Origin of the sequence: Selenomonas ruminantium subsp. ruminantium ATCC 12561 (genome assembly GCF_000424065.1) — a bacterium.
Lineage (GTDB): Bacteria > Bacillota > Negativicutes > Selenomonadales > Selenomonadaceae > Selenomonas_A > Selenomonas_A ruminantium.
Window position 1 is genome coordinate 1 of record NZ_AUJE01000038.1, and the last position, 20,875, is coordinate 20,875.

Annotated in this window: 16 protein-coding genes and 1 tRNA gene; 2 read left to right on the top strand and 15 right to left on the bottom strand. The window is 50.6% G+C overall.

Going from position 1 to position 20,875, the window contains the following annotated elements; genetic code table 11:
* The 10 genes from G598_RS0112630 to G598_RS0112675 all read right to left on the bottom strand — a co-directional run.
* On the bottom strand, nt 1–623 hold a 623-nt coding region (locus G598_RS0112630), incomplete at its 3' end, for a nucleoside-diphosphate sugar epimerase/dehydratase (protein WP_037364305.1).
* Nucleotides 624–653: 30 nt separating this feature from the next.
* Complete coding sequence (locus tag G598_RS19820; RefSeq protein WP_071837981.1) at nt 654–821, bottom strand: hypothetical protein; 168 nt, start codon at nt 819–821, stop codon at nt 654–656.
* 340 nt (nt 822–1,161) lie between these two features.
* Nucleotides 1,162–2,028 (bottom strand): CoB--CoM heterodisulfide reductase iron-sulfur subunit B family protein, encoded by an 867-nt coding sequence (locus tag G598_RS0112640; protein WP_026767271.1) that lies wholly within the window; start codon nt 2,026–2,028, stop codon nt 1,162–1,164.
* 2 nt (nt 2,029–2,030) lie between these two features.
* The gene (locus G598_RS0112645) at nt 2,031–2,984 is read right to left on the bottom strand and encodes a succinate dehydrogenase/fumarate reductase iron-sulfur subunit (protein WP_026767272.1); all 954 of its coding nucleotides are present in this window, start codon (nt 2,982–2,984) and stop codon (nt 2,031–2,033) included.
* A 2-nt stretch (nt 2,985–2,986) separates the two neighbouring features.
* Nucleotides 2,987–4,834 (bottom strand): FAD-binding protein, encoded by a 1,848-nt coding sequence (locus G598_RS0112650; RefSeq protein ID WP_026767273.1) that lies wholly within the window; start codon nt 4,832–4,834, stop codon nt 2,987–2,989.
* 253 nt (nt 4,835–5,087) lie between these two features.
* Complete coding sequence (locus tag G598_RS0112655) at nt 5,088–5,993, bottom strand: LysR family transcriptional regulator (protein WP_026767274.1); 906 nt, start codon at nt 5,991–5,993, stop codon at nt 5,088–5,090.
* Between the two features lie 116 nt (nt 5,994–6,109).
* Nucleotides 6,110–8,677: a heavy metal translocating P-type ATPase gene (locus tag G598_RS0112660; RefSeq protein ID WP_037364300.1), complete on the bottom strand. Its 2,568-nt coding sequence runs from the start codon at nt 8,675–8,677 to the stop codon at nt 6,110–6,112.
* Between the two features lie 36 nt (nt 8,678–8,713).
* Nucleotides 8,714–9,034: a metal-sensing transcriptional repressor gene (locus tag G598_RS0112665; RefSeq protein WP_037364308.1), complete on the bottom strand. Its 321-nt coding sequence runs from the start codon at nt 9,032–9,034 to the stop codon at nt 8,714–8,716.
* A gap of 107 nt (nt 9,035–9,141) precedes the next feature.
* Nucleotides 9,142–10,389 carry an oligosaccharide MFS transporter gene (locus tag G598_RS0112670; protein WP_026767277.1) on the bottom strand — a complete coding sequence of 416 codons (1,248 nt, stop codon included), beginning with the start codon at nt 10,387–10,389 and terminating at the stop codon, nt 9,142–9,144.
* Nucleotides 10,382–11,380 carry a glycoside hydrolase family 43 protein gene (locus G598_RS0112675; RefSeq protein ID WP_051180299.1) on the bottom strand — a complete coding sequence of 333 codons (999 nt, stop codon included), beginning with the start codon at nt 11,378–11,380 and terminating at the stop codon, nt 10,382–10,384. The genes G598_RS0112670 and G598_RS0112675 overlap by 8 nt, the downstream gene beginning before the upstream one ends.
* A gap of 221 nt (nt 11,381–11,601) precedes the next feature.
* Between G598_RS0112675 and G598_RS0112680 the strand changes: the two genes are divergently transcribed.
* Complete coding sequence (locus tag G598_RS0112680; protein WP_026767279.1) at nt 11,602–12,516, top strand: MarR family transcriptional regulator; 915 nt, start codon at nt 11,602–11,604, stop codon at nt 12,514–12,516.
* A gap of 694 nt (nt 12,517–13,210) precedes the next feature.
* Here the strand turns inward: G598_RS0112680 and nifJ are convergent.
* A complete protein-coding gene (nifJ, locus tag G598_RS0112685; protein WP_026767280.1) occupies nt 13,211–16,735 on the bottom strand; it encodes a pyruvate:ferredoxin (flavodoxin) oxidoreductase in 3,525 nt (1,174 codons plus the stop codon).
* 245 nt (nt 16,736–16,980) lie between these two features.
* Here nifJ and G598_RS0112690 point away from each other — a divergent pair, with 245 nt between their 5' ends.
* Nucleotides 16,981–17,265 (top strand): hypothetical protein, encoded by a 285-nt coding sequence (locus G598_RS0112690; RefSeq protein WP_026767281.1) that lies wholly within the window; start codon nt 16,981–16,983, stop codon nt 17,263–17,265.
* Nucleotides 17,266–17,326: 61 nt separating this feature from the next.
* On the opposite strand, the gene G598_RS0112695 is transcribed toward G598_RS0112690, so the two are convergent.
* From G598_RS0112695 to G598_RS0112710, 4 genes are all read right to left on the bottom strand, one after another.
* A tRNA-Pro gene (locus tag G598_RS0112695) sits at nt 17,327–17,403 on the bottom strand.
* A 96-nt stretch (nt 17,404–17,499) separates the two neighbouring features.
* Entirely contained in the window at nt 17,500–19,119 is a 1,620-nt protein-coding gene (locus G598_RS0112700; protein ID WP_037364311.1) for a nucleoside kinase, read from the bottom strand.
* A gap of 107 nt (nt 19,120–19,226) precedes the next feature.
* Nucleotides 19,227–20,222 carry an inorganic phosphate transporter gene (locus G598_RS0112705; RefSeq protein WP_026767283.1) on the bottom strand — a complete coding sequence of 332 codons (996 nt, stop codon included), beginning with the start codon at nt 20,220–20,222 and terminating at the stop codon, nt 19,227–19,229.
* On the bottom strand, nt 20,215–20,841 hold the full coding sequence (locus G598_RS0112710; protein WP_026767284.1) for a DUF47 domain-containing protein: 627 nt from the start codon (nt 20,839–20,841) through the stop codon (nt 20,215–20,217). The genes G598_RS0112705 and G598_RS0112710 overlap by 8 nt, the downstream gene beginning before the upstream one ends.
* Between the last annotated feature and the right edge of the window lie 34 nt (nt 20,842–20,875).

The window sequence follows — 20,875 nt, forward strand, 5'->3', positions numbered from 1 at the left end:
GCCGTGATGATTACGTTCTGTACATGGCTGTTTTCCACGACTTTCTCTGCTTCGCTGATTTTTCCCAGCAGCTTGTATTTGTCTGGGATTTTGTCGGAAATCGGATTATCGTCCAGGAAACCAATGACGTGGTACCGATACCCCAAATCATCCTGAAAGTAATGCAACGCCCGTTCTGCCGTCTTGCCAGCGCCTACGAAAATCACATCTTCATACAGATGATGGCTGTGTTTCAGCCACAGACTGATCAGCAGCCGCTCGATGTAGAGTGTTATCAGTAAAACCAGCCAGAATACAACAAAGAAGGAACGTGCTGCCATCCAGTCCGTGAAGAAGTACAAGGCAACGATATAAGCGATAAGTCCGTATGTGCCTGCATAGAAAATATTTCTGACGGTATAGATAATGGGCTGCATAGTCGTATAAGCTTTGGCCTGTGCTAAAAAAATCAAAAATATCACAGGCAGCCACAGATAGATATAGCTTGGGTCAATTTCCAAGTCATATATTCCCGTTGAAATCAATCCGGTCAGTATCACTGCAAGATAGTCCGCACTCATAAAAATTATAGGTGCAAGGTATGGACGCAGCCTTTGACGTATACCGTTATTACGCTTTTGCATGGTCAATGTCATGTGTTTCCTTTCTTGCTTTTATTTTTCCGATTTCATGTTGGATAAGGCGTACTCACAGCACTGCCGTACCAGATTGTTCACAGACACTTTTTCATGCTCGGCAATCCTTGCCAGCTCGTCCAACAGGCTGGCTGGCAGCCGGAACGTCTTATTGAGCATTTCCTCGGTCTGTTTGACCTCGAACATTTCGTAATCACCCCTATTATTTTTTATATGCATATTTGCAATCGCATAAGTCTCAAAACTACAGTCTCAAAAAGTGTACTTTATGAGACTGTAGTAAAATATTGCAAAAAATGTCATTTCAAAACCTAAAAGTCTCAAAAAGTCCCTGCAAAATAAAAAAATTAGAAAAAAATTGGACATTGCAGAATGCCTTTGCTATAATGTAATTTGTAAATCCAAGAGTCTCAAAAAGTACACTTTTTGAGACTCTTTGACTGTATCCAATTATTTTTACACAACAAAAAAGCCCTGACAGGTGCAATGCCTGTCAGGGCTTCTATTATGCTAATATAAATTTCAATCAGCCGATTTTCAGTTTTTCCTGTGCCGATACGTGGCGGTTAAAGCCCATATCTTCCTTGCTCATGCCGAGGGCAAAGCCTACGAGCTGCTGCAGGTGCAGGATGGGAACTTCTGCATGGGAATGTACGGCTTCACGGCCTTCCGGTTCGTACATATCCAGCTGCATCTGGCAGAGCGGGCAGGGCGTAGCAATGGCCATAGCACCGGCACGGCCTGCGCTGTCCACAATCTGGCCGGTAACGGTCAGTACATCGTGCTCGGCGGCCAGCTGGGCATGGAATCCGCAGCATTTACGGCTGGCATCGAACCAGACCGCTTCTGCGCCGAGTTTGCGAATCAGACGTTCCAGGTATTCGGGATGTTTGCCGTCGCCGTGGTTCATGACTTCCTGCGGGCGCAGGATATGGCAGCCATAGTAACCGGCAATCTTTACGCCCGTCAGCGGGTTGACGATCTTGCCGTCCAAAAGTTCCGGATGTTCATCCAAAATCCAAAGGAAGTGCGTCACCTGACTCGTGCCTTTATACTCATAAGGATGGCCGGATTCTTTAAGCACCTTGTTAACCTTCTCCTTGAGTTTGGCGTCTTTATCGAGACGGGCTTTGGCAGTACGCAGCTGCAGGGTGCAGGTGTTGCAGACCGTCATGATATCCAATCCCATATGTTCCGCAATGGAGATGTTGCGGGCGTTAATCACAAGTGCCGCAAAGTCATTGACGCCCTGTGCATGGGATGCGCCGCAGCAGGTCCAGTTGGGGATTTCTTCGATTTCAATGCCTAATTTATCGCAGACTTTTTTCAGCGAAGTGTAGGCTTCAGCTGCTGCACCTTCCAGCACGCAGCCCGGAAATAATGCGTATTTCATAATCATTCCTCCTTCGCTGCCGCTTCGGCATTCTTCACAATCTTGCGGATGGTTTCGATTTCCGGATTCACCTTATGCGTATCGAGCGGATTCATCTTGCCTACCCGCATGAGGCGCAGGGCCATCGGGGCACGCAGACCGGCCATCAGGAAGCCTTCGGACTTGATGTTGAGCTTGGATTCATCGAGCGTACCAGATTCGCTGATATCGTCATAGATAGCTTTCGCATGACGGGCGCCAACGTTATCATCCAGCTTCTTGGCAAAGGTTGCTTCCTTGAGTTTTTCAATCGCACCAGCCGGGTCAAGCCCCTTCGGACATTTGGCCGTGCATTCCTGACAGTTGAAGCAGCGCCAGAGTCCGGCCTCCACCACTGCTTTGAGGTGTTCTTCAGGGCTCTTATCGCGGCTGTCGGCCACGAGTTTTTCGGCCTTGACGAACACAAACGGGTCCAGGAAGTCTGCCTGATTCAGCGTATTTTTATTGCATTCAGATACGCAGGAGCCGCAGAGAATGCAGCCGGCGTATTTCTTGTATTTGTTGAAGTCCTCCGGGGACTGCTTGCAACCTTTTTCCTTGGAGAATTCGTCCTTGGGCTGTACCACGGGCTTAATCTTCTTGATGCGGGCGTATTTCGGGTCCCAGTCCACCACGAGGTCGCGGATAACCTTGAAGTTGCCCAGCGGTTCAATAGTCAGTAAGTTGGTATCGTAACGCTTCACCAGGTTTTCCACGAGCATTTCGCAGGCCAGTTCGGCATTGCCGTTGACGCGGACCGAGCAGGCGCCGCAGATGCTCGAACGGCAGGAGCAGGTAAAGGAAAGCGTCGGGTCCTGTTTTTCCTTGATTTCAATCAGGGCTTCCAAAACCGTCATGCCGGTTCTCAAAGTCACGGTATAATCCTGTACCCATTTTTTGCCTTCGACGAAGCGATGGATTCTCAGTTTCACATCCATAATCAATACTTCCTTTCTTTCGGCTGGTATTTCGTGATTACGACATCTTTATACTCGGCACGGTATTTGCCGGTTTCCTTGTCCTTGAAAATCAAGGTGTGTTTGAGGAAGTTCGCATCATCACGTTTCGGGAAGTCTCTGCGGGAATGACCGCCGCGGCTTTCCTTGCGGGCCAGTGCACCCTGCACAATCGCATGGGAAATCTGCAGGAGGTTGCCCAGCTCTACATACTGCTCGAAAGCGGTGTTATAGACATGAGAATTATCGCCGACATAGCAATGTTCGTATTCTTTATCCAGGGCATCGAGTTCAGCGCTGGCCTGGGTGAGCTGCGCTTCGTCGCGGAATACGCCAGCCTTGTACCACATGGTATTAATCATGGCATCGCGGATTTCCGGCACGCTCTTGTTGCCTTCCCGGCCGCGGGTCGTTGCCTTGTCAAAAGTCTCTTTCCACTTGTCGCAGGCTTTGGCCAAGGAATCCTGACTGCCCACATAGGAGTTGGCTTTGGCAAATTCAGCAGCACCATCACCGGCGGTATGGCCAAAGACCAACACTTCCGACAGGGAGTTTGCGCCCAAGCGGTTGGCACCATGTACGGATACGCAGCTGCATTCACCAGCTACATAAACGCCCTTTACGCGGCTTTCGCCCGTATGGAAGTCTGCCATCTCCAGACCGCCCATGGAATAATGGCAGGTCGGCGCAATGGGTACGGGTTCTTTGGTGATATCGACACCCGCAAAACGGCGGGAGAGGTCATATACCTGACCGAGACGCTCATGGATGCGTTCAGCCGGAATCTTGGTGAAGTCCATATAGACACCGGCATGGATGCCTTCGCCAACGCCGCGGCCCTGCTCGATTTCCGTAGCGATAGCACGCGCTACGATATCGCGGGTTGCCAGTTCCATTCTCTCCGGCGCGTATTTGCTCATAAAGCGCTCGCCGTTCTTGTTGATGAGCAGCGCACCTTCGGCACGGCTGGACTCGGAGAGCAGTACGCCGTTAGCCGACAGGCCCGTGGGATGGAACTGCACCATTTCCGGGTCTTTGAAGGGAATGCCCACGTTCATGCCAGCGACAATGCCATCACCCGTGGAGCTGTACGGATTGGATGTACGCACCCAGTATACGCGGCCATAACCGCCGGTAGCGATGATGACGGATTTAGCCGGAACCCCCAGCAAATTGCCCGTGCGCATATCCATGGCGATTACGCCGTTGAGTTTGTCGCCGTCCATGCTGATTTCAAGCATCTGGCATTCGGAAATAAAGTCGATGTCATTTTCCAGGCACTGCTCAAAGAGCGTATGCACCATGGCATGACCAGCGCGGTCTTCAAAGTAGGAAGCACGCGGATGGCTGTGACCGCCCATCTTGCGCTGATGGAAGGCACCATCCTTCTGGCGGTTAAAAGGATAGCCCATATAATCGAGTTCATAGATGTTCTCGCCTGCGCGTTCGGCGAAGTATTCCACCGCATCCTGGTCGCAGAGATAGTCGCCGCCCTTGATGGTATCAAAGACATGGGATTCGACGGTGTCCGTGGGGTCGCTCACACCCGTAACACCATTCATGCCGCCCTGAGCCATCGTCGATGCGGAGCGGGTCGGAACCAGCTTCGTCATCACGGCCACCTTGAGCTCCTTGCGTTCTGCTGCCGCGAGCGCCGCCCGCATACCAGCGCCGCCACTGCCGATGACCAGAACATCATAGGTTACATCCCCTGTTTTTACCTTTTCCGGAATATTTTTCCCATCCCAGGCAAAATACGTGCCGGCTGCCAGCACAACACCGGCCGCTGCCGCCCCCTTGATAAATGTGCGGCGCGAAATTTCCGTTGCCATATTGCATTTCCTCCTAATAAAACACTAGGCTTTCTCAAATCTCAAAAAGCAAGACATTAATTAAACCTATTATATATAAATAGCAGCTATAAGGAAAATACATAATCCTTATAGCTGCTATTGAAAAATCCAATACGGTTTTGTCAGAATTTGAATTGTTTCAACGCCTGTTGCTGTTCATGCGCCATATACAAAAAGCAGTAAGCCAAAAGTCAGACAACTTCTCGCTTACTGCTTTCATTCGCCAAAAATTTTATTCTCCCTGCAAAAGCTCGATAAATTTTCGTGCCGCCTGGGATAGATGCTTGTTCTTGCCATAGGCCGCTACGAGCTGACGGTCATCCACCTGTTCCTCCAGCTGGAAGAAACAGGGCGGCTCCGACCAACGGCCCTTATGCACCACCATATCGGTGACGAGCGTTGCGCCCATGCCGGCTGCGCAGAGTTCCGCGGCGTCCACGATGCTGTTGGCCTCAAAGACCACATCCGGACGGCACTGTGTCTCCACGCACAAGTCACTAAAAATCCGCGACATCCGCCGGCTTTCCTGCAGGCAGATAAAGGGCTGCCCATGCATGCGCGCAAAAGACATTTGAGGATAAGGCGTTCCCGGTATATGGTTGTATCCTTGCGCAAAGGGATGCGTTGCCGGCAGGGCCAGCAGCGTCTTTTCCGTCAGCAAAGGAATGCGCTCAAAATTATTCTCCATGGGCTCGTAAATCAGCGCAAAATCCACAGCGCCCTCGGCCACTACCTGCTTCAACTCATAAACACTGTGTTCTTTTACCATGAGCCGGATGCCCGGATAACGGCGGTGAAATTCGATAATGGGCTGGGTCAGATAGCAGGTTGACCGCGTGCGGGAGCTGCCGATAATCAGCGTTCCCGATTTCATCCCCGTAAGGTCGGCCGTCTCCTGCACGAGTTCATGATAAATCCGCTGCATTTCCCTAGCCTTGCGCACATAGATTTCGCCCGCCGCTGTGAGCTGCAAAGGCGTCTGGCTGCGGTCAAAGAGCGGCATACCGATTTCTCCTTCAATCTTCTTAATCGACTGAGAAAGCGACGGCTGCGACACAAAGAGTTTTTTCGCTGCCGCAGAAAATGTGCCATCCGTAGCAGCCTGCAAAACATATTTCCATTCATGTTCATCAATCACTGCAAAATCCCCTTTTCTTCCCTTTATTTTCATCCCCCATCTATTTTACCGCTAAAAAAGAAACGAGGCAAATGACGGTTGCAAACAACGTCATTTGCCTCGCTATGGTAAAAAGTTTAGCCCACTAATTCATAGCCGGCTTCGGTGATGACCTGCGCAAACTCCGTCTGCGGGATTTCCCGCTCGGCAGTCACTTTTGCGGTGCCGGCTTCAAGATTTACTTCTACAGCCGTAACGCCGTCCATTTTAGAAAGCGCATCGTTAACGTGTTTCTGGCAGTGTGCACACATCATACCTTCGATTTTGAGTTCTGTTTGCATTGTAATTTCTTCCTTTCCGACAGATAGCTGTCCTTCCTGTTGATGGATATCCTTAGCAGTCATGGCCGCCTGTTCCGGCTTGAACGCACGCAGCCGCAGGGCATTCATGACCACACATACACTGGATAAACTCATGGCTGCCGCGCCAATCATCGGCGACAGTTTGATGCCAAAGGCGGGGTACAAAAGCCCTGCCGCCAGCGGTATGCCAATAATGTTGTAAATAAAGGCCCAAAATAGATTTTCCTTGATATTGCGCAATACGGCTTTGGATAATTTTATCGCACTTACGGCGTCCATAAGATTGCTGCGCACGAGCACCGCATCGGCGCTTTCCATGGCCACATCCGTGCCGGCACCAATCGCCATGCCCAAATCCGCCTGCACCAGCGCCGGCGCATCGTTAATGCCATCGCCAATCATGGCCACCTTATGGCCCTGTGCCTGCAGCTCGGCAATATGCTCTGCCTTCCTGGCAGGCAAAACACCGGCAATGGCTTTCGTCAGCCCCAGACGACGGCGCACGGCTTCGGCTGTGCGCTCATTATCGCCGGTCAGCATAATGACATCCAGCCCCATCGCCGAAAACGCCTGAATCGCCGCCAGGCTGGATTCTTTTTCCTGATCGGCCACGGCGATAATCCCGGCAAGCTGTCCGTCCTGCGCAAAGAGCAGCGGTGTCTTGCCCTCATCGGCCAGCCGTACCAAATCCTTGCGGTATTTTGCCACCGCTATGCCCTGCGTTTCCAGAAACGCTTCATTGCCGGCAAGGCAGACCGAGCCCTTCACCTGCCCCTGCAGGCCCCGTCCGATAACGGCTTGGAAACCATCGACCTGCACCGGCGAGATTTTCTTTTCCTGCGCATAGGCCAGTACTGCATCGGCCAGCGGATGTTCGCTCATCTTCTCCAAACCAGCGGCCAGCGCCAGCAAATCCGCTTCCACAAGCGTTAGCGGCAGTACATCCGTAACCACGGGCTTGCCCGCGGTAATCGTACCGGTTTTATCCATGACCACGGTATCCACTGCCTGTGCGATTTCCAGAGCTTCGCCGGACTTAATGAGGATGCCGTTTTCCGCCCCCTTGCCGGTTCCGACCATAATGGCTACGGGCGTAGCCAGCCCCAGCGCACAGGGACAGGAGATAACCAGAATGGATATGGCAATGGAAAAAGCAAATTCCACGCTCGCACCCATTGCCAGCCATGTGCCGCCCGCAAGCAAGGCAATACCGATAACCACCGGCACAAATACCCCGGCAAGCTTATCAGCCATCCTTGCTATCGGCGCCTTGCTGGCACTAGCTTCATCCACCAGCCGGATAATCTGGCTGATGGCCGTATCGGCACCAACCTTTTCCGCGCGAAAGTGGATAGCCCCCGCCTTATTCAGCGTTGCCGAAGTCACCTTATCACCGGCCTGCTTAAAGACCGGCAGGCTCTCGCCGGTAAGCGCCGATTCGTCTATGCTGGTCTGCCCGGAAATCACCACGCCATCGGCGGGAATACGCTCACCGGGGCGCACGATAATCTCATCGCCTATGCTGAGTTCCTCGGCGGGGATAGAGATTTCTTCCCCCGCCCGCAGTACCCTGGCCTGCTGGGGCGCAAGTTCCATAAGTTTTTTCAGCGCCGCCCCAGTCTTGCCCTTGGCCTTGGCTTCCAGGTATTTGCCGACGGTAATCAAGGTGACAATCATGCCCGCAGACTCAAAATAGAGATTGCGGCTGTATTCTGCCACCAAAGCCAAATCGCCATGCCCCAGCCCCCAACTCATGCGGAACAGGGCAAAAGCACCAAAAACCGCCGCCGCCATCGAGCCCATGCCCACAAGGCTGTCCATATTGGGCGCTCCCTGCAGGAGATTACGGAATCCATTGATGTAATATTTCCGATTTAGATACATAATCGGCAAAAGCAGCAAGAACTGGGCAAAGGTAAACGTAACAGCATTTTCCGGGCCGTCAAAAAGCATCTGCATAACATCCGGCACCGGCAGACCTGACCATGCATAAATCATATTATGCATGGCAATATACATAAGCGGCAGTAGAAAGGCTGCCGACCAAATCAGCCGCTTTCGCATATTCTCTGCTTCTTTTGCCAGCGAGTCCTCACCAGGCTCCGCCGCTTTCGCAGACTTCTCTCCCTGCAGACTAGCGCCATAGCCTGCCTGCTCCACCGCCGCAATGATTTGGGCCGGCGTCAGCTTGCCTTCATCATAGGAAAGCTGCATCGAGTTTGTCAGCAGATTGACGCTGACCTTTTCCGTGCCCGCAAGCGCCGTTACGGCTTTTTCCACGCGGGCCGAACATGCCGAACAGGTCATGCCGGTAACGGCAAACCGATCTTTCTTTAGCGCCATATCATCACCTCACTTTGCTTATCTTGTCTCAGGCAATCAACGCACCATCTTCGATAAAAGCGTGACCAATTCATCCACTACGGCGTCATCGCCCTCACGAATGTCGTGAACTACACAGCTTTTGATATGCTCGGACAAGAGTTCCTTGTTAAATGCTCCTAACGCTGCCTGAATGGCACTGACCTGCGTCATGATATCCACACAGTAACGGTCATCCTCCACCATCCGGCGGATGCCCCGCACCTGCCCTTCAATGCGGTTGAGCCGGGATATCAGCTTCTTGTATTCCTTGCCATCCTTATCGCGATGCTTATGCTTCACTGCACCACAGCAGCAGCCTTCAGCAGTTTGTTCCATAAAAGCCTCCATACACAGTAAAAATATACCCCCTACAGGTATAAATGATATACCTGTAGGGGGTATGTGTCAAGGGGATTTAATTCTTATTTATCTTTATTCATTCTTTACCGGTTCGTTACCGGTACGAGTTCTTCCTTTTTGGCTTTATCGTTTTTTAACGTGAATACGCTGATCAACGTGATAACGAGCACACTTACCGCCAAGAACATATAGGTGCTCTGGAAACCCATCGTCGCATACATGCCGCCGGCGATGGACGAGAAAATCACGACTGCGCCCTGCTTGGCAAGGTTAAAGCCTAAGAGATAGACCGTTGCCGACAGGCGTACATCGAATACCGACGCGATGTACTTCATGACCGATACCAGCATCAGCGGCATTTCAAAAGCGGCAATCAGGCGGAAGGCCGACAGCGCCATTGGCGTAGTAAATACCGCACTGCCCGCAATCCGGACAAAGGTCAACAAACCAAACAGCAGCAGACCGCGCTTGGCCCCAATCTTGTTGACCAGTGCCGGAGCAAAAACCATCAGCACAGCTTCCAAAGCCGTCTGCGTAGCACAAAGTTTGCTGAACGTGTCAATCCCTGCTTCCTTCGTGCCAAAGAACGTAACATAATAGTTCGGGAACTGCTGGTCAAAAACATCGTAAATCGAAGCCGTACCGACGATAATCAAAGCAAAAGCCCAGAAGCTCTTGAGCCGCAGAATCTGCATGACGTCCTTCTTGTTGATGCCAGCTGCTTTTGCCTGTTCCTGCTGGGCTTCCGCGCCCTCTTCACCGCGCACCCGTGCAAGGTACAGGAGAATGCACAAGAGCACTGCCGAACCGCTGCCGAACCAGAAGATGCTGTCCGGATTGTTGACATAGAGCAGACCGCCGATAAAGGTAGCCGTAGCACCAGCCAGTGAACCGAACAAGCGCACATGACCATATTCAAAACCATTCTTGCGGCTGACCTTCTCGATATAGGATTCGACAACGCCAACGCCGCCAAAGAAACACAAGCTCAGATAACCGCTGCCCAACAGAGCGCCTGCATAGACATTGAAGCTTAACAGCTCCTGAAACAGGTAACTGAAGAACGGCCCCATGAACAGCAGGGCAATGGCAATTACCGCAAAGAGATTTTTCCGATAGCGCAATTTATCCTGAATTACGCCAAAGAACGGATGATAGCACAGGGCAATCAGTGACATGGAGGAAAAAACAAAACCGGCTTCGGCTTCATTGAGTCCGGCGATATCCTTGAGCCACAAGGGCAGGAAGGCCAGCACAATCGCCCAGATCATAAAGTAGAAATAGAACAAGCCGCCGTAATTCATGAAATCACGATTGAACAGCTTATGCATGACAATGCACTCCTTCCCATTCTGTAAAGGAACGGTTTTCTTCTACAGGAACACCGAAATCCGGCATGCCATCCTTGAGCCAATGAATCGGCTGCACGCGGGTATGACGGTTCGGGTCATACAGGGGGTCGCCTTTTATTTCCGTATAATTGCGGGCATGATAGACCAGCAAATCCGTCTTTCCATCCTCGGAAACGGTGAAGGAATTATGGCCCGGTCCATATACATGATGCTGATAGGACGTGCCGAACACCGGCTTGCCCATCTTCCGCCAGGCTGCTGGGTCTAATATATCGGCATCGGAATCGGCGACCAGCATGCCTAAGCAATAATTTTCATCCGTCGCACTAGCCGAATAAGTCAGAAAAATGTGGCCATTCTTTTCCAATACGCTGGGGCCTTCGTTTACCCAGAAAATCTTTCTTTCCCAATCGTATTCCGGCTGCGTCAGGAGTACCGGCTCACCGGTGAGCGTCCACGGATTTTCCATGGCCGAAATGTAGAGATTGGAATGGGATTTCTCGCTGAGGGCCTTATCTTCCTGCGCCCAAATATAGTATAACTGATTTTTATGTTCGAACACAGTAGCGTCCAAAGAAAAAGATTCCCACCCGGTTTTTATCTGCCCCTTCTCCACCCATTCCGGCGTCAGCGGATTGGGGTTGCTGTTCTCAATGACGTACATGCGATGATTGAAGGTATCTCCCGTTACCTCGTCATTTGGAGCTGCAGCAAAGTAAATATACCATTTCCCTTTAAGATAATGAATTTCCGGCGCCCAGATCAGCGAACTCATTTCGCCCATCTTATGATGCTGCCAGGCGACAAAGGTTTCTGCTTCCGACAAACCCGCCAAGGTTTTGGAGCGGCGGATTTCGATGCAGTCATAAGCCGGCACCGAAGCAGTGAAATAATAATAACCATCACTGTGCCGATAGATGCATGGGTCTGCACGCTGAAATACCAAGGGATTGGGATAAGACTTTTCCATAACAAGCATCTCCTTTTAATTAAGTATTTACTTAATCCTGATAATTAATAAACCATTTGCTTTATTAATTTCTATGCCTATAATATACTCGTTTATTATCGTTTTGTCAATGCCTTTTGCTTAATTAATTTTACTTTTTCGTGTTCCCAAAGATTTATTCGCATTGATTCGCACATTATGGTATACTGATTAAGTAAATACTTAATTTGAGAGGTTACATTATGCGTGAACTGTTTGATAAAGATGAACTGACCACCTTCGCCAAGGCGCTCAGCTCCGATATGCGGGTGAATATCCTGCTCTATGTGGCACAAAATCCCAGTATCGGCCTAAAGGAACTGGCCGATCATTTCGCCGTCAGCCGTGCCGCCATTACCCAGAACATCAAGATTTTGTCGACAGCCGGTCTTATCGAATTGGGGCAAAGTGACGAAGACAGCACAGCCCGCAAAGGCTGCTTTGTCCCCGAAGACCGCTTCCTGCTGGACTTCCACCGTCAGATTCTGACCCAAAAAATCTACACCACCGAAATCCCCATCGGCCAGTACAGCAACTGTTCCATCACCCCGACCTGCGGCATTGCCACAGAGCAGGAACTCATTGGCAAGGTGGATGAACCGGTTTACTTCGACGACCCCCGCCGTTTTGCCGCAGGCATTCTCTGGTTCAGCATCGGTTTTATCGAATACCGCCTGCCCAACTACTTACAAAAGGGACAGAAGCTCACAGAGCTGCAGCTTTCCTTTGAAGTCTCCTCCGAAGCTCCCGGCATTGCCGAAAACTGGCCCAGTGACCTGATTTTCTCCCTGAACGATGTGGAAATCGGCTCCTGGACCAGCCCCGGCGACTATGGCGAAGTACACGGACGCTTCACCCCCTCCTGGTGGGACCCGAACTGGAATCAGTACGGCCTGTTAAAGTTACTGAGCATCAACGAACACGGCACCTATATGGACGGCCGCATGATTTCGCCGCAGAACATCCATTCGCTGAACCTCGACCACGAAAGCGAACTACGCTTCCGCCTGGCTGCTCCAGCAGATGCCGTAAACACTGGCGGCTGCACCCTGTTTGGTCGCGGGTTCGGCAACTATAACCAGGGGCTGAAGTTCAACATCATCTATACAGAAGAATAAGACGTATTTTTATCTAAATTGCAGTTTGTCGGGAGTTCAGTTCGTGGTAAAGGTATCCTGTTCATACGTGGTCAGGGGCGAACGGGGAGTACTTTTTCTGTTTCCCGCTAAACGACCCCTTCGGAAAAAATAGCTGTCCAGTTACCCGCGCCGGGCAGGCCAACGGCGCTGCTTTCAGCGTATTTGCTTAGCTGCTTCCTACAGGGGCCGGCCTTCACTGCGTTCAGGCAGTCGCTCCTAACAGAAAAAGCACTCCCCGTTCACCCCAAGTTACGGATTAGCCCATTGCCACGGACTCGTTGCTCCCGTAACAAGAACATCGATGTACTTGCTGCTTATCACTACGAAAATGACGGTTTGTACGGACATTCACTTAGGGCGGAGGTGGTGATGCTTTTCGCTGTGGAACGACTGTCCGAACGCAGTGAGGACTGGCCCACAAACGACAGTTTCTAGAAATTGAGCTGAACATACGCGCCGCCGGTCTTGCCCGGCGCAGGTAACTAAAAAGCCCATACATTTCCTTGTGGGTCATTTAGTGCAACGGCGAAAAGTATTACCACCTCTGCCCAAACTGAGCTGTAACAAATAATTCAATCTCGCAATAACATCGATAAACTGCTATTTATGAAAAAAGTCCGTTGACATGTTCTGTCAACGGACTTTTTTCGTATACACAGTAGGTTACTGCATATTATTTGCCAGCGAGTACCTTGTAGCCTTCATAACGGCTCTTAGCATCGTTCTGAGTCTTTTCAAAGAGTGCCTCTGCAGCTTCCGGGAAGGAGCGCTGGAGGTTGATGTAGCGGTTTTCGCCCATCAGGAATTCCTGGAACTTGTCGAAGTTCGGTTCCTTGGAATCGAGGCTGAACGGGTTCTTGTCCGTGCCCACGAGCTGCGGGTTGTAACGGTAGTTGACCCAATAGCCGCATTCCACGGCCAGTTTTGCTTCGAGCTGGCTGTTGCCCATGCCCTTGCGGATACCGTGGTTGATGCACGGTGCATAGGCGATAATCAGAGACGGGCCATGATAAGCTTCAGCTTCGGTGATGGCCTTCATGAGCTGGTTGTGGTCAGCACCCATAGCGACCTGTGCCACATAGACGTAGCCGTAGGACTTAGCCATCATGCCGAGATCCTTCTTCTTCGTCTTCTTACCAGCAGCGGCGAACTGGGCGATAGCTGCAGCCGGCGTGGACTTGGAAGCCTGACCGCCCGTGTTGGAATATACTTCGGTATCGAAGACGAGCACGTTGACATCTTCGCCGGAAGCCAGTACATGGTCAAGACCGCCGTAGCCGATATCGTAAGCCCAGCCGTCGCCGCCCAGAATCCACTGGGAACGCTTCACGAAGTAATCCTTGTTGTCGTAGAGCTTGCTGAGCAGTTCATCGCTGCCTTTTTCTGCTTCAAGGAGTGCCGTCAGCGCTTCAGCACGTTCACGGGAGCCTTCGCCCTCGTTCATATTGTCCACCCATTCGGTGAGTGCGGCCTGCAGATCTGCACTGCCCTTGCCTGCCTCAACAGCAGCCTTGGCATCAGCGGCCAAAGCATCACGGACGGATTTCGTGCCTAGGAACATGCCCAGACCGAATTCAGCATTGTCCTCGAACAGGGAGTTTGCCCAAGCCGGGCCATGACCCTTGTGGTTCTTGGTGTACGGCATAGCCGGAGCACTGCCGCCCCAGATAGAGGAGCAGCCCGTAGCATTGGCTACCATCATACGGTCACCGAAGAGCTGAGTCAAAAGTTTAGCGTACGGGGTTTCACCGCAGCCTGCGCAGGCACCGGAGAATTCCAAGAGCGGCTGTTCAAACTGGGAACCCAGAACCGTCGTCTTCTTCATCGGGTTCTTCTTCGGCGCAACCTTCTTGGCATCTACACCATAGTCGAAGAACTTCTGCTCGTCTTTGAGTTTGTCATCAAGCGGCTTCATATCGAGCGCCTTCACCGGGCAGACCTGTGCGCAGTTGCCACAGCCCAGGCAGTCCATGGTGGACACAGCTACCGTGAAGTGATAATCCTTGATGGCCTTCGTCTGTTTGGACGGGAAGCCTTCCGGAGCATTCTTGAGTTCTTCTTCCGTCGTGAGTACCGGACGGATAGCAGCATGCGGGCAGACATAGGAGCACTGGTTACAGCCAATGCACTTGTCCGTATTCCAAACCGGTACATTGATAGCCGTACCGCGTTTTTCGAAAGCAGCACCGCCAACCGGGAACGTACCATCTACCATGTCTTCCGTAAACTTGGAAACCGGCAGCTTGTCGCCTTCCTGACGGTTCATGACTTCCTGAATTTCGGTGATGAAGGCCGGAGCATCTTTCTTTTCCACCGCTTCGTCTGCGGCATCAGCCCAGGCAGCCGGAACTTCGACCTTGTGCAGGGCTTCGATGCCCTTGTCGATGGCACCGTTGTTCATGTTGACAACTTTTTCGCCCTTCTTGCCGTAGGACTTAACCACTGCGTCTTTGAGGTATTCCACTGCCGTTTCGAGCGGAATGATGGCCGCAATCTTGAAGAAAGCAGACTGCATAACCATGTTGAAGCGGCCGCCGAGGCCGAGTTCTTTCGCGATATCCACAGCGTTAACCGTGTAGAATTCGATTTCGTTCTTGGCGATATAGCGCTTCATGGCAGCCGGCAGATGCTTGTCGAGGTCTGCATCCGACCAAACCGTGTTGAGCAGGAACTTGCCGCCCTTCTTGAGGCCGGCCAGCAGGTCGTATTTGTAGACATAGGACTGCTGGGAGCAGGAAATGAAGTCTGCGTTGTTGATGAGGTACGGGCTCGTGATAGGCTGCTTGCCGAAACGCAGATGGCTCATCGTGATACCGCCGGACTTCTTGGAGTCATAGGCAAAGTAAGCCTGTGCATACATATCCGTCTTATCGCCGATGATCTTGATGGCGCTCTTGTTGGCACCAACCGTACCGTCAGAGCCGAGGCCCCAGAACTTGCAGGCCGTCGTGCCTTCCGGCGTCAGGTTCACATCGCTCATAACCGGAGCAAGGCTCGTATGGGTTACATCATCATCGATACCGATGGTGAAGCCGTCTTTCGGTGCGTCTTTCTTGAGTTCTTCAAAGACAGCGAAAATCTGGTCCGGCGTCGTGTCCTTGCCGCCCAGACCGAAACGGCCGCCCACGATGATGGGGCTCATTTCCGAACCATAGAAAGCGCTCTTAACATCGAGGTACAGCGGTTCGCCCAGGGAACCCGGCTCCTTCGTATGGTCAAGCACAGCAACCTTCTTGACCGTCTTCGGCATAAACTGGAAGAAGTGCTTGATGGAGAACGGACGATAGAGATGTACACTCATCAGGCCGACTTTTTCGCCCTGCTTGTTGAGGTAATCCACCGTTTCCTGCACAGCCTGGCAGACAGAACCCATGGCAATGATGATGCGATCAGCATCCTTGGCACCATAGTAGTCAAACAGGTGATGTTCACGGCCCGTAATCTTGGCCAAATCAGCCATAGCTTCTTCGACGAGTTCCGGCAGAGCTTCATAGTACTTGTTGGAGGCTTCGCGTTCCTGGAAGTATACGTCCGGATTCTGTGCGGTGCCGCGGATAACCGGATGGTCAGGATTCAGCGCACGGCGGCGGAATTCTTTCACAGCTTCCCAATCGAGGATCTTGCCCAGGTCATCATAGTCTACGACTTCGATTTTCTGGATTTCATGGGAGGTACGGAAACCATCAAAGAAGTTGATGAACGGTACACGGCCTTTGATCGCAACGAGATGTGCTACAGCAGCCAGATCCATAACTTCCTGCACGCTGGCTTCGCAGAGCATAGCGCAGCCGGTCTGGCGGGCAGCCATAACATCCTGATGGTCACCGAAGATATTCAGGGAGTTTGCGGCCAAAGCACGAGCGGATACGTGGAACACGCCCGGCAGCAGTTCGCCGGCTACCTTGTAGAGATTCGGAATCATCAGCAGGAACCCCTGAGATGCCGTATATGTAGTAGTCAGGGCACCAGCCTGCAAGGAACCATGTACGGCACCAGCGGCACCAGCCTCTGACTGCAATTCAATAACGCGGACCTTCTGACCAAAGAGGTTGGTCTTGCCTTTGGCTGCATCTTCATCCACATGTTCAGCCATCGGCGAAGACGGCGTGATGGGATAGATTGCAGCAACATCCGTAAAAGCATAGGAGATGTATGCGGCGGCCTGGTTGCCGTCCATGGTTTTCATCTTTTTGCTCATGTTTTATATTGCTCCCCTCTGAAATAGAATACTTACAAACATACAATCTATTATACACCACCAGTAAACGATTGTAAACCAAACAAACCTTTCATCGCCATACGCAAAATTTATCTCAGCATAACATTATGCGATATATTTTTTTCAAGGAAGGAAATTCACGCTCCCTGTCGAAGTAAGACGATAAATCACCATGATGTATTCTGCCGTAAGTTAATGGGAATAATTGGGAGTGTGATTCACAAATGATTAAAAACATTACCATCTATGTCATTCTCAAGCTTGAGTATGGCAAGGGCCAGGAAAATGTTTACTCCAGTATCCTCAACGTATCCTCCAGCAAGAGTACCGCCGAAACCTTCAAGGAACATTACGAAGAACAGTTCGCGGATGAAATCCAAAACGAGCATGACGGCCGCTTTGTTTCCATCCATATGCACAAAGCCCTGATTCAGCTCGATGATGAAATCATTGCCCCGGATATGTTTATCCGCTTTATCGGTGACAAGAAAATCAAAGATAAGTTCTAAATCCATAGATACAAAAATCCCCCGCTGATTTCCTCAGCGGGGGATTGCCATTTGCTATTAATGGTCGGGATGACAGGATTCGAACCTGCGGCCTCTTCGTCCCGAACGAAGCGCGCTACCAAACTGTGCCACATCCCGGCAACGAATAATAGTATAGCGTAAGTTGAAGGCAAATGCAAGTCTTTTTTTACGTTTTTTTAAAAAAACAACAAAAAAATCATAAAAAACCTGCTTTTATTTAAAGAACACGGATTTTCCGATAAATTCTCTAAGCAGCGAGTTGTTCGGTACATCATCTTCATCGGCTATATCATCGAAGTATTGCAGGATATCCAGCAGCCGCTTGGCCTCTGCCCGTTCAGGGATATCCCTGGGCACCATCTGCAAAAGAGGCTCCGCATAATGCTTCAGAATCCCTAATTCATAGATAAGGGCTGAATTGAACATCACATCGGCTTCTTCCTGATAAGGAAAGATATTTTTTTCCTCCCCTTCCCGTACATCCGGCCACTTTTTAAGTGTCTTCAATGCGCCAGAACCCCGGAACTGATAATCCCGTACCAACCGCCTCATCAGACGGGCATCTGTAGTGGAAATGCGGTTGTGGGCATCGATGTTCAACTGGGTCAGCGCACTAATATATATTTTGTACTTACGGCTATGCGGCACATATTCGCTTAACCGTTCATTGAGCCCATGAATCCCTTCTACAATAATGGGCTGTTCCCTTGTCACAGTCAGTCGTTTATTCTCGTTCCATTCCCGGCATCCCGTAATAAAATTGTATGTCGGCAGGACAACTTCTTCACAAGCCAGCAAGGCCAGCATATGCTCATTGAATAAATCGACATCCAAAGCTTCAATACATTCGTAATCGTATTCCCCATTGGGCTTGCGCGGCGTATTCTCCCGATTGACAAAGTAATCATCCAGAGAAATGGACACCGGCATAAGCTGCGCGGCCCGCAGCTGCACCCTGAGCCGCTGGGCAAAAGATGTCTTCCCCGATGAAGACGGCCCCGCAATGAGAATCAAGCGCAAGAAGCCCTTTTTCTCAGCAATATGGTCAGCAATTTGGGCAATGCGCTTTTCCTGCAATGCCTCCGATACCCGAATGAGCTCACCTATTCCACCATGACGATTGATACGATTCAAATCTGGCACGAAATTGCACTGCAGGGCATGTGCCCATTGGCGGGATTCGGAAAGAATCTGGCTGAGCTTGGGCTGTGGTATACGTTCCCGCACTGCTCCCCCCGTGTCCATATCCGGAATGCGCAACAGAATCCCGCCTGCTTCTACATCCAACGCAAATTGCGTCAAACTGCCCGTATGACCCAGCATAACGCCATAAAGATAATCATAAAACTCACCGCACTGATAGAGACTGACCTTCTCCATTTTCAAAGAAGAAATCAAATTGGCTTTTTCGATTTGGCGCGTGTTCTTGAAGATTTTTACAGCTTGTTCCCGCTCCATTTTCATCTTGATAATGGGCAAATCCTCAGCTATGAGTTCCCGCATTCGTTTTTCGATATTACAGACAATATCTTCATTTACTCCACCGCCAAAATGACGCAATTCACAGAATATCCCCTTGTTCGCACTGAACTGGGCCACTACTTCTGCAGATGGATACATTTCATGAACAGCCGTAAACAGCACAAACATCACTGTCCGGCGGTAAATGCGCCATCCCCGCCCGCTGTTCAGTTCAATGAAGGAAATATCCGCTGCATCATCGATTTCACTTTGCAAATCCCGAATTTCATTGTTTACCAAACCTGCTACAATCTCGCTGGCGTAATCCTTTTGTGCCAGCTCAGCCAGTTCTCTTAATTCGACTGTTGCCATATCCATCACCCCATCCTTACAAATTTAATAAAAAAAGACCTAAGTATTACTACTATTGTAACACTTAAGTCCTAATTTGGCTATATAATTGTTAGAAAATTTCGCTTTTACATAAACATACATACAATCTTGTAAAAGATTGCGCCCATCAAAGCCGTACAGGGAATGGTCAGCACCCAGGCCATAACCATCTGTTGTGCAACGCCCCAACGTACCGCATTGACACGCTTAGCTGTACCCACGCCCATAATCGAGCCGGACACAACATGTGTCGTGCTGACCGGCAGATGCAATAACGTTGCTCCAAAGATAACCGTGGACGAATTCAAATCTGCAGCAAAGCCGGAAATCGGCTCCAATTTGAAAATCTTACCGCCGATGGTGCGGATGATCCGCCGTCCGCCCATGGCCGTACCCAAAGCCATCGCCGTAGCACAGAGTACCTTGACATAAGTCGGTACTTCAAATTCTCCGATATAACCACCAGCCAAAAGTGCCAGCGTGATGATACCCATGGATTTCTGCGCATCGTTGGAACCATGCGAGAAAGCCATCATAGCTGCCGAGAGAATCTGCATCTTCTTGAACTTATGATTGATGGCCGACGGGCTGAAACCGCCAAAAACCCGAAACAGAATGAGCATTACAATGCAGCCTGTACAAATAGCGATAATTGGCGAACCAATGAGTGACAGGACAATTTTGCCAATTCCCCAGAAGTTCAATCCCTGTTCACCAACCGAGACCATCACCGCACCGATAATCCCGCCGACCAGCGCATGCGATGAGCTGGAAGGAACCGCAAACCACCAGGTCAGAATGTTCCAGATAATCGAACCGGCCAGCGCTGCAATCAGCACATGCTCATCGACCATTTGTGCAGAACTTACGATATCGGCACCGATGGTCTTGGCTACGCCGGTACTGTACATGGCTCCGATGAAGTTCAGCCCCGCTGCCATTATGATGGCATAGCTGGGATGAATGGCTCTGGTGGATACAGCAGTAGCAATAGCATTGGCCGTATCATGGAAACCATTAATGAAGTCAAAGAGCAGAGCCAGCACAATGACCGTAAAGATTAAAAGCTGTAACTCATGCATACTTCATTACCACTCCCCGAATCATATCCGACAGTTTTTCGCAATGATCCAGTGTGTCTTCCAGTTTTTCCAGGATATCTTTCCATTTAATGAGTTCAATGGGGTCTTTTTCTTTGTCGAAAAGGTAAGCAACTTCGTGGCGATAGACTCTGTCCCCTTCGCTTTCAAGCTGGGCAATCTTATGCGTTGCATCCAGAATCTGTGCCTGATTCTTCCGAATGTCCTTCAAGAGCGAGAACGCACGGATGATTTCTTCCGTAGCTTCAATCAAAAGCTTGGTCAGCTTGACTGCACCGCCCATGGCTTTGCCCGTACGATACATCACAATGCGCTGGAGCGTGCCCTGCAGGTAATCCACGCCATCATCAAGGCCGTTTGCCAGTGCATAGATGTCTTCACGGTCAATTGGGGTGATAAAGGTCAGGTTAAGCTTGTCGATAATTGCATCATTGATTCTATCGGCTTCGTGTTCCAAATCCATGATTTCCTTGACCTTGTCCGTGGCCTTGCTGTAATCCAGCATAACCTCGTCCATCATCAGCGCTCCTTTATAGAAATAATTGGCGCTGTCTACGAACAAATCAAAGAACTCGCTGTCCTTTTTTTTGAATTTAAACATACTGTTCTGCGTCCTCCCGAAAGAAATATCACAT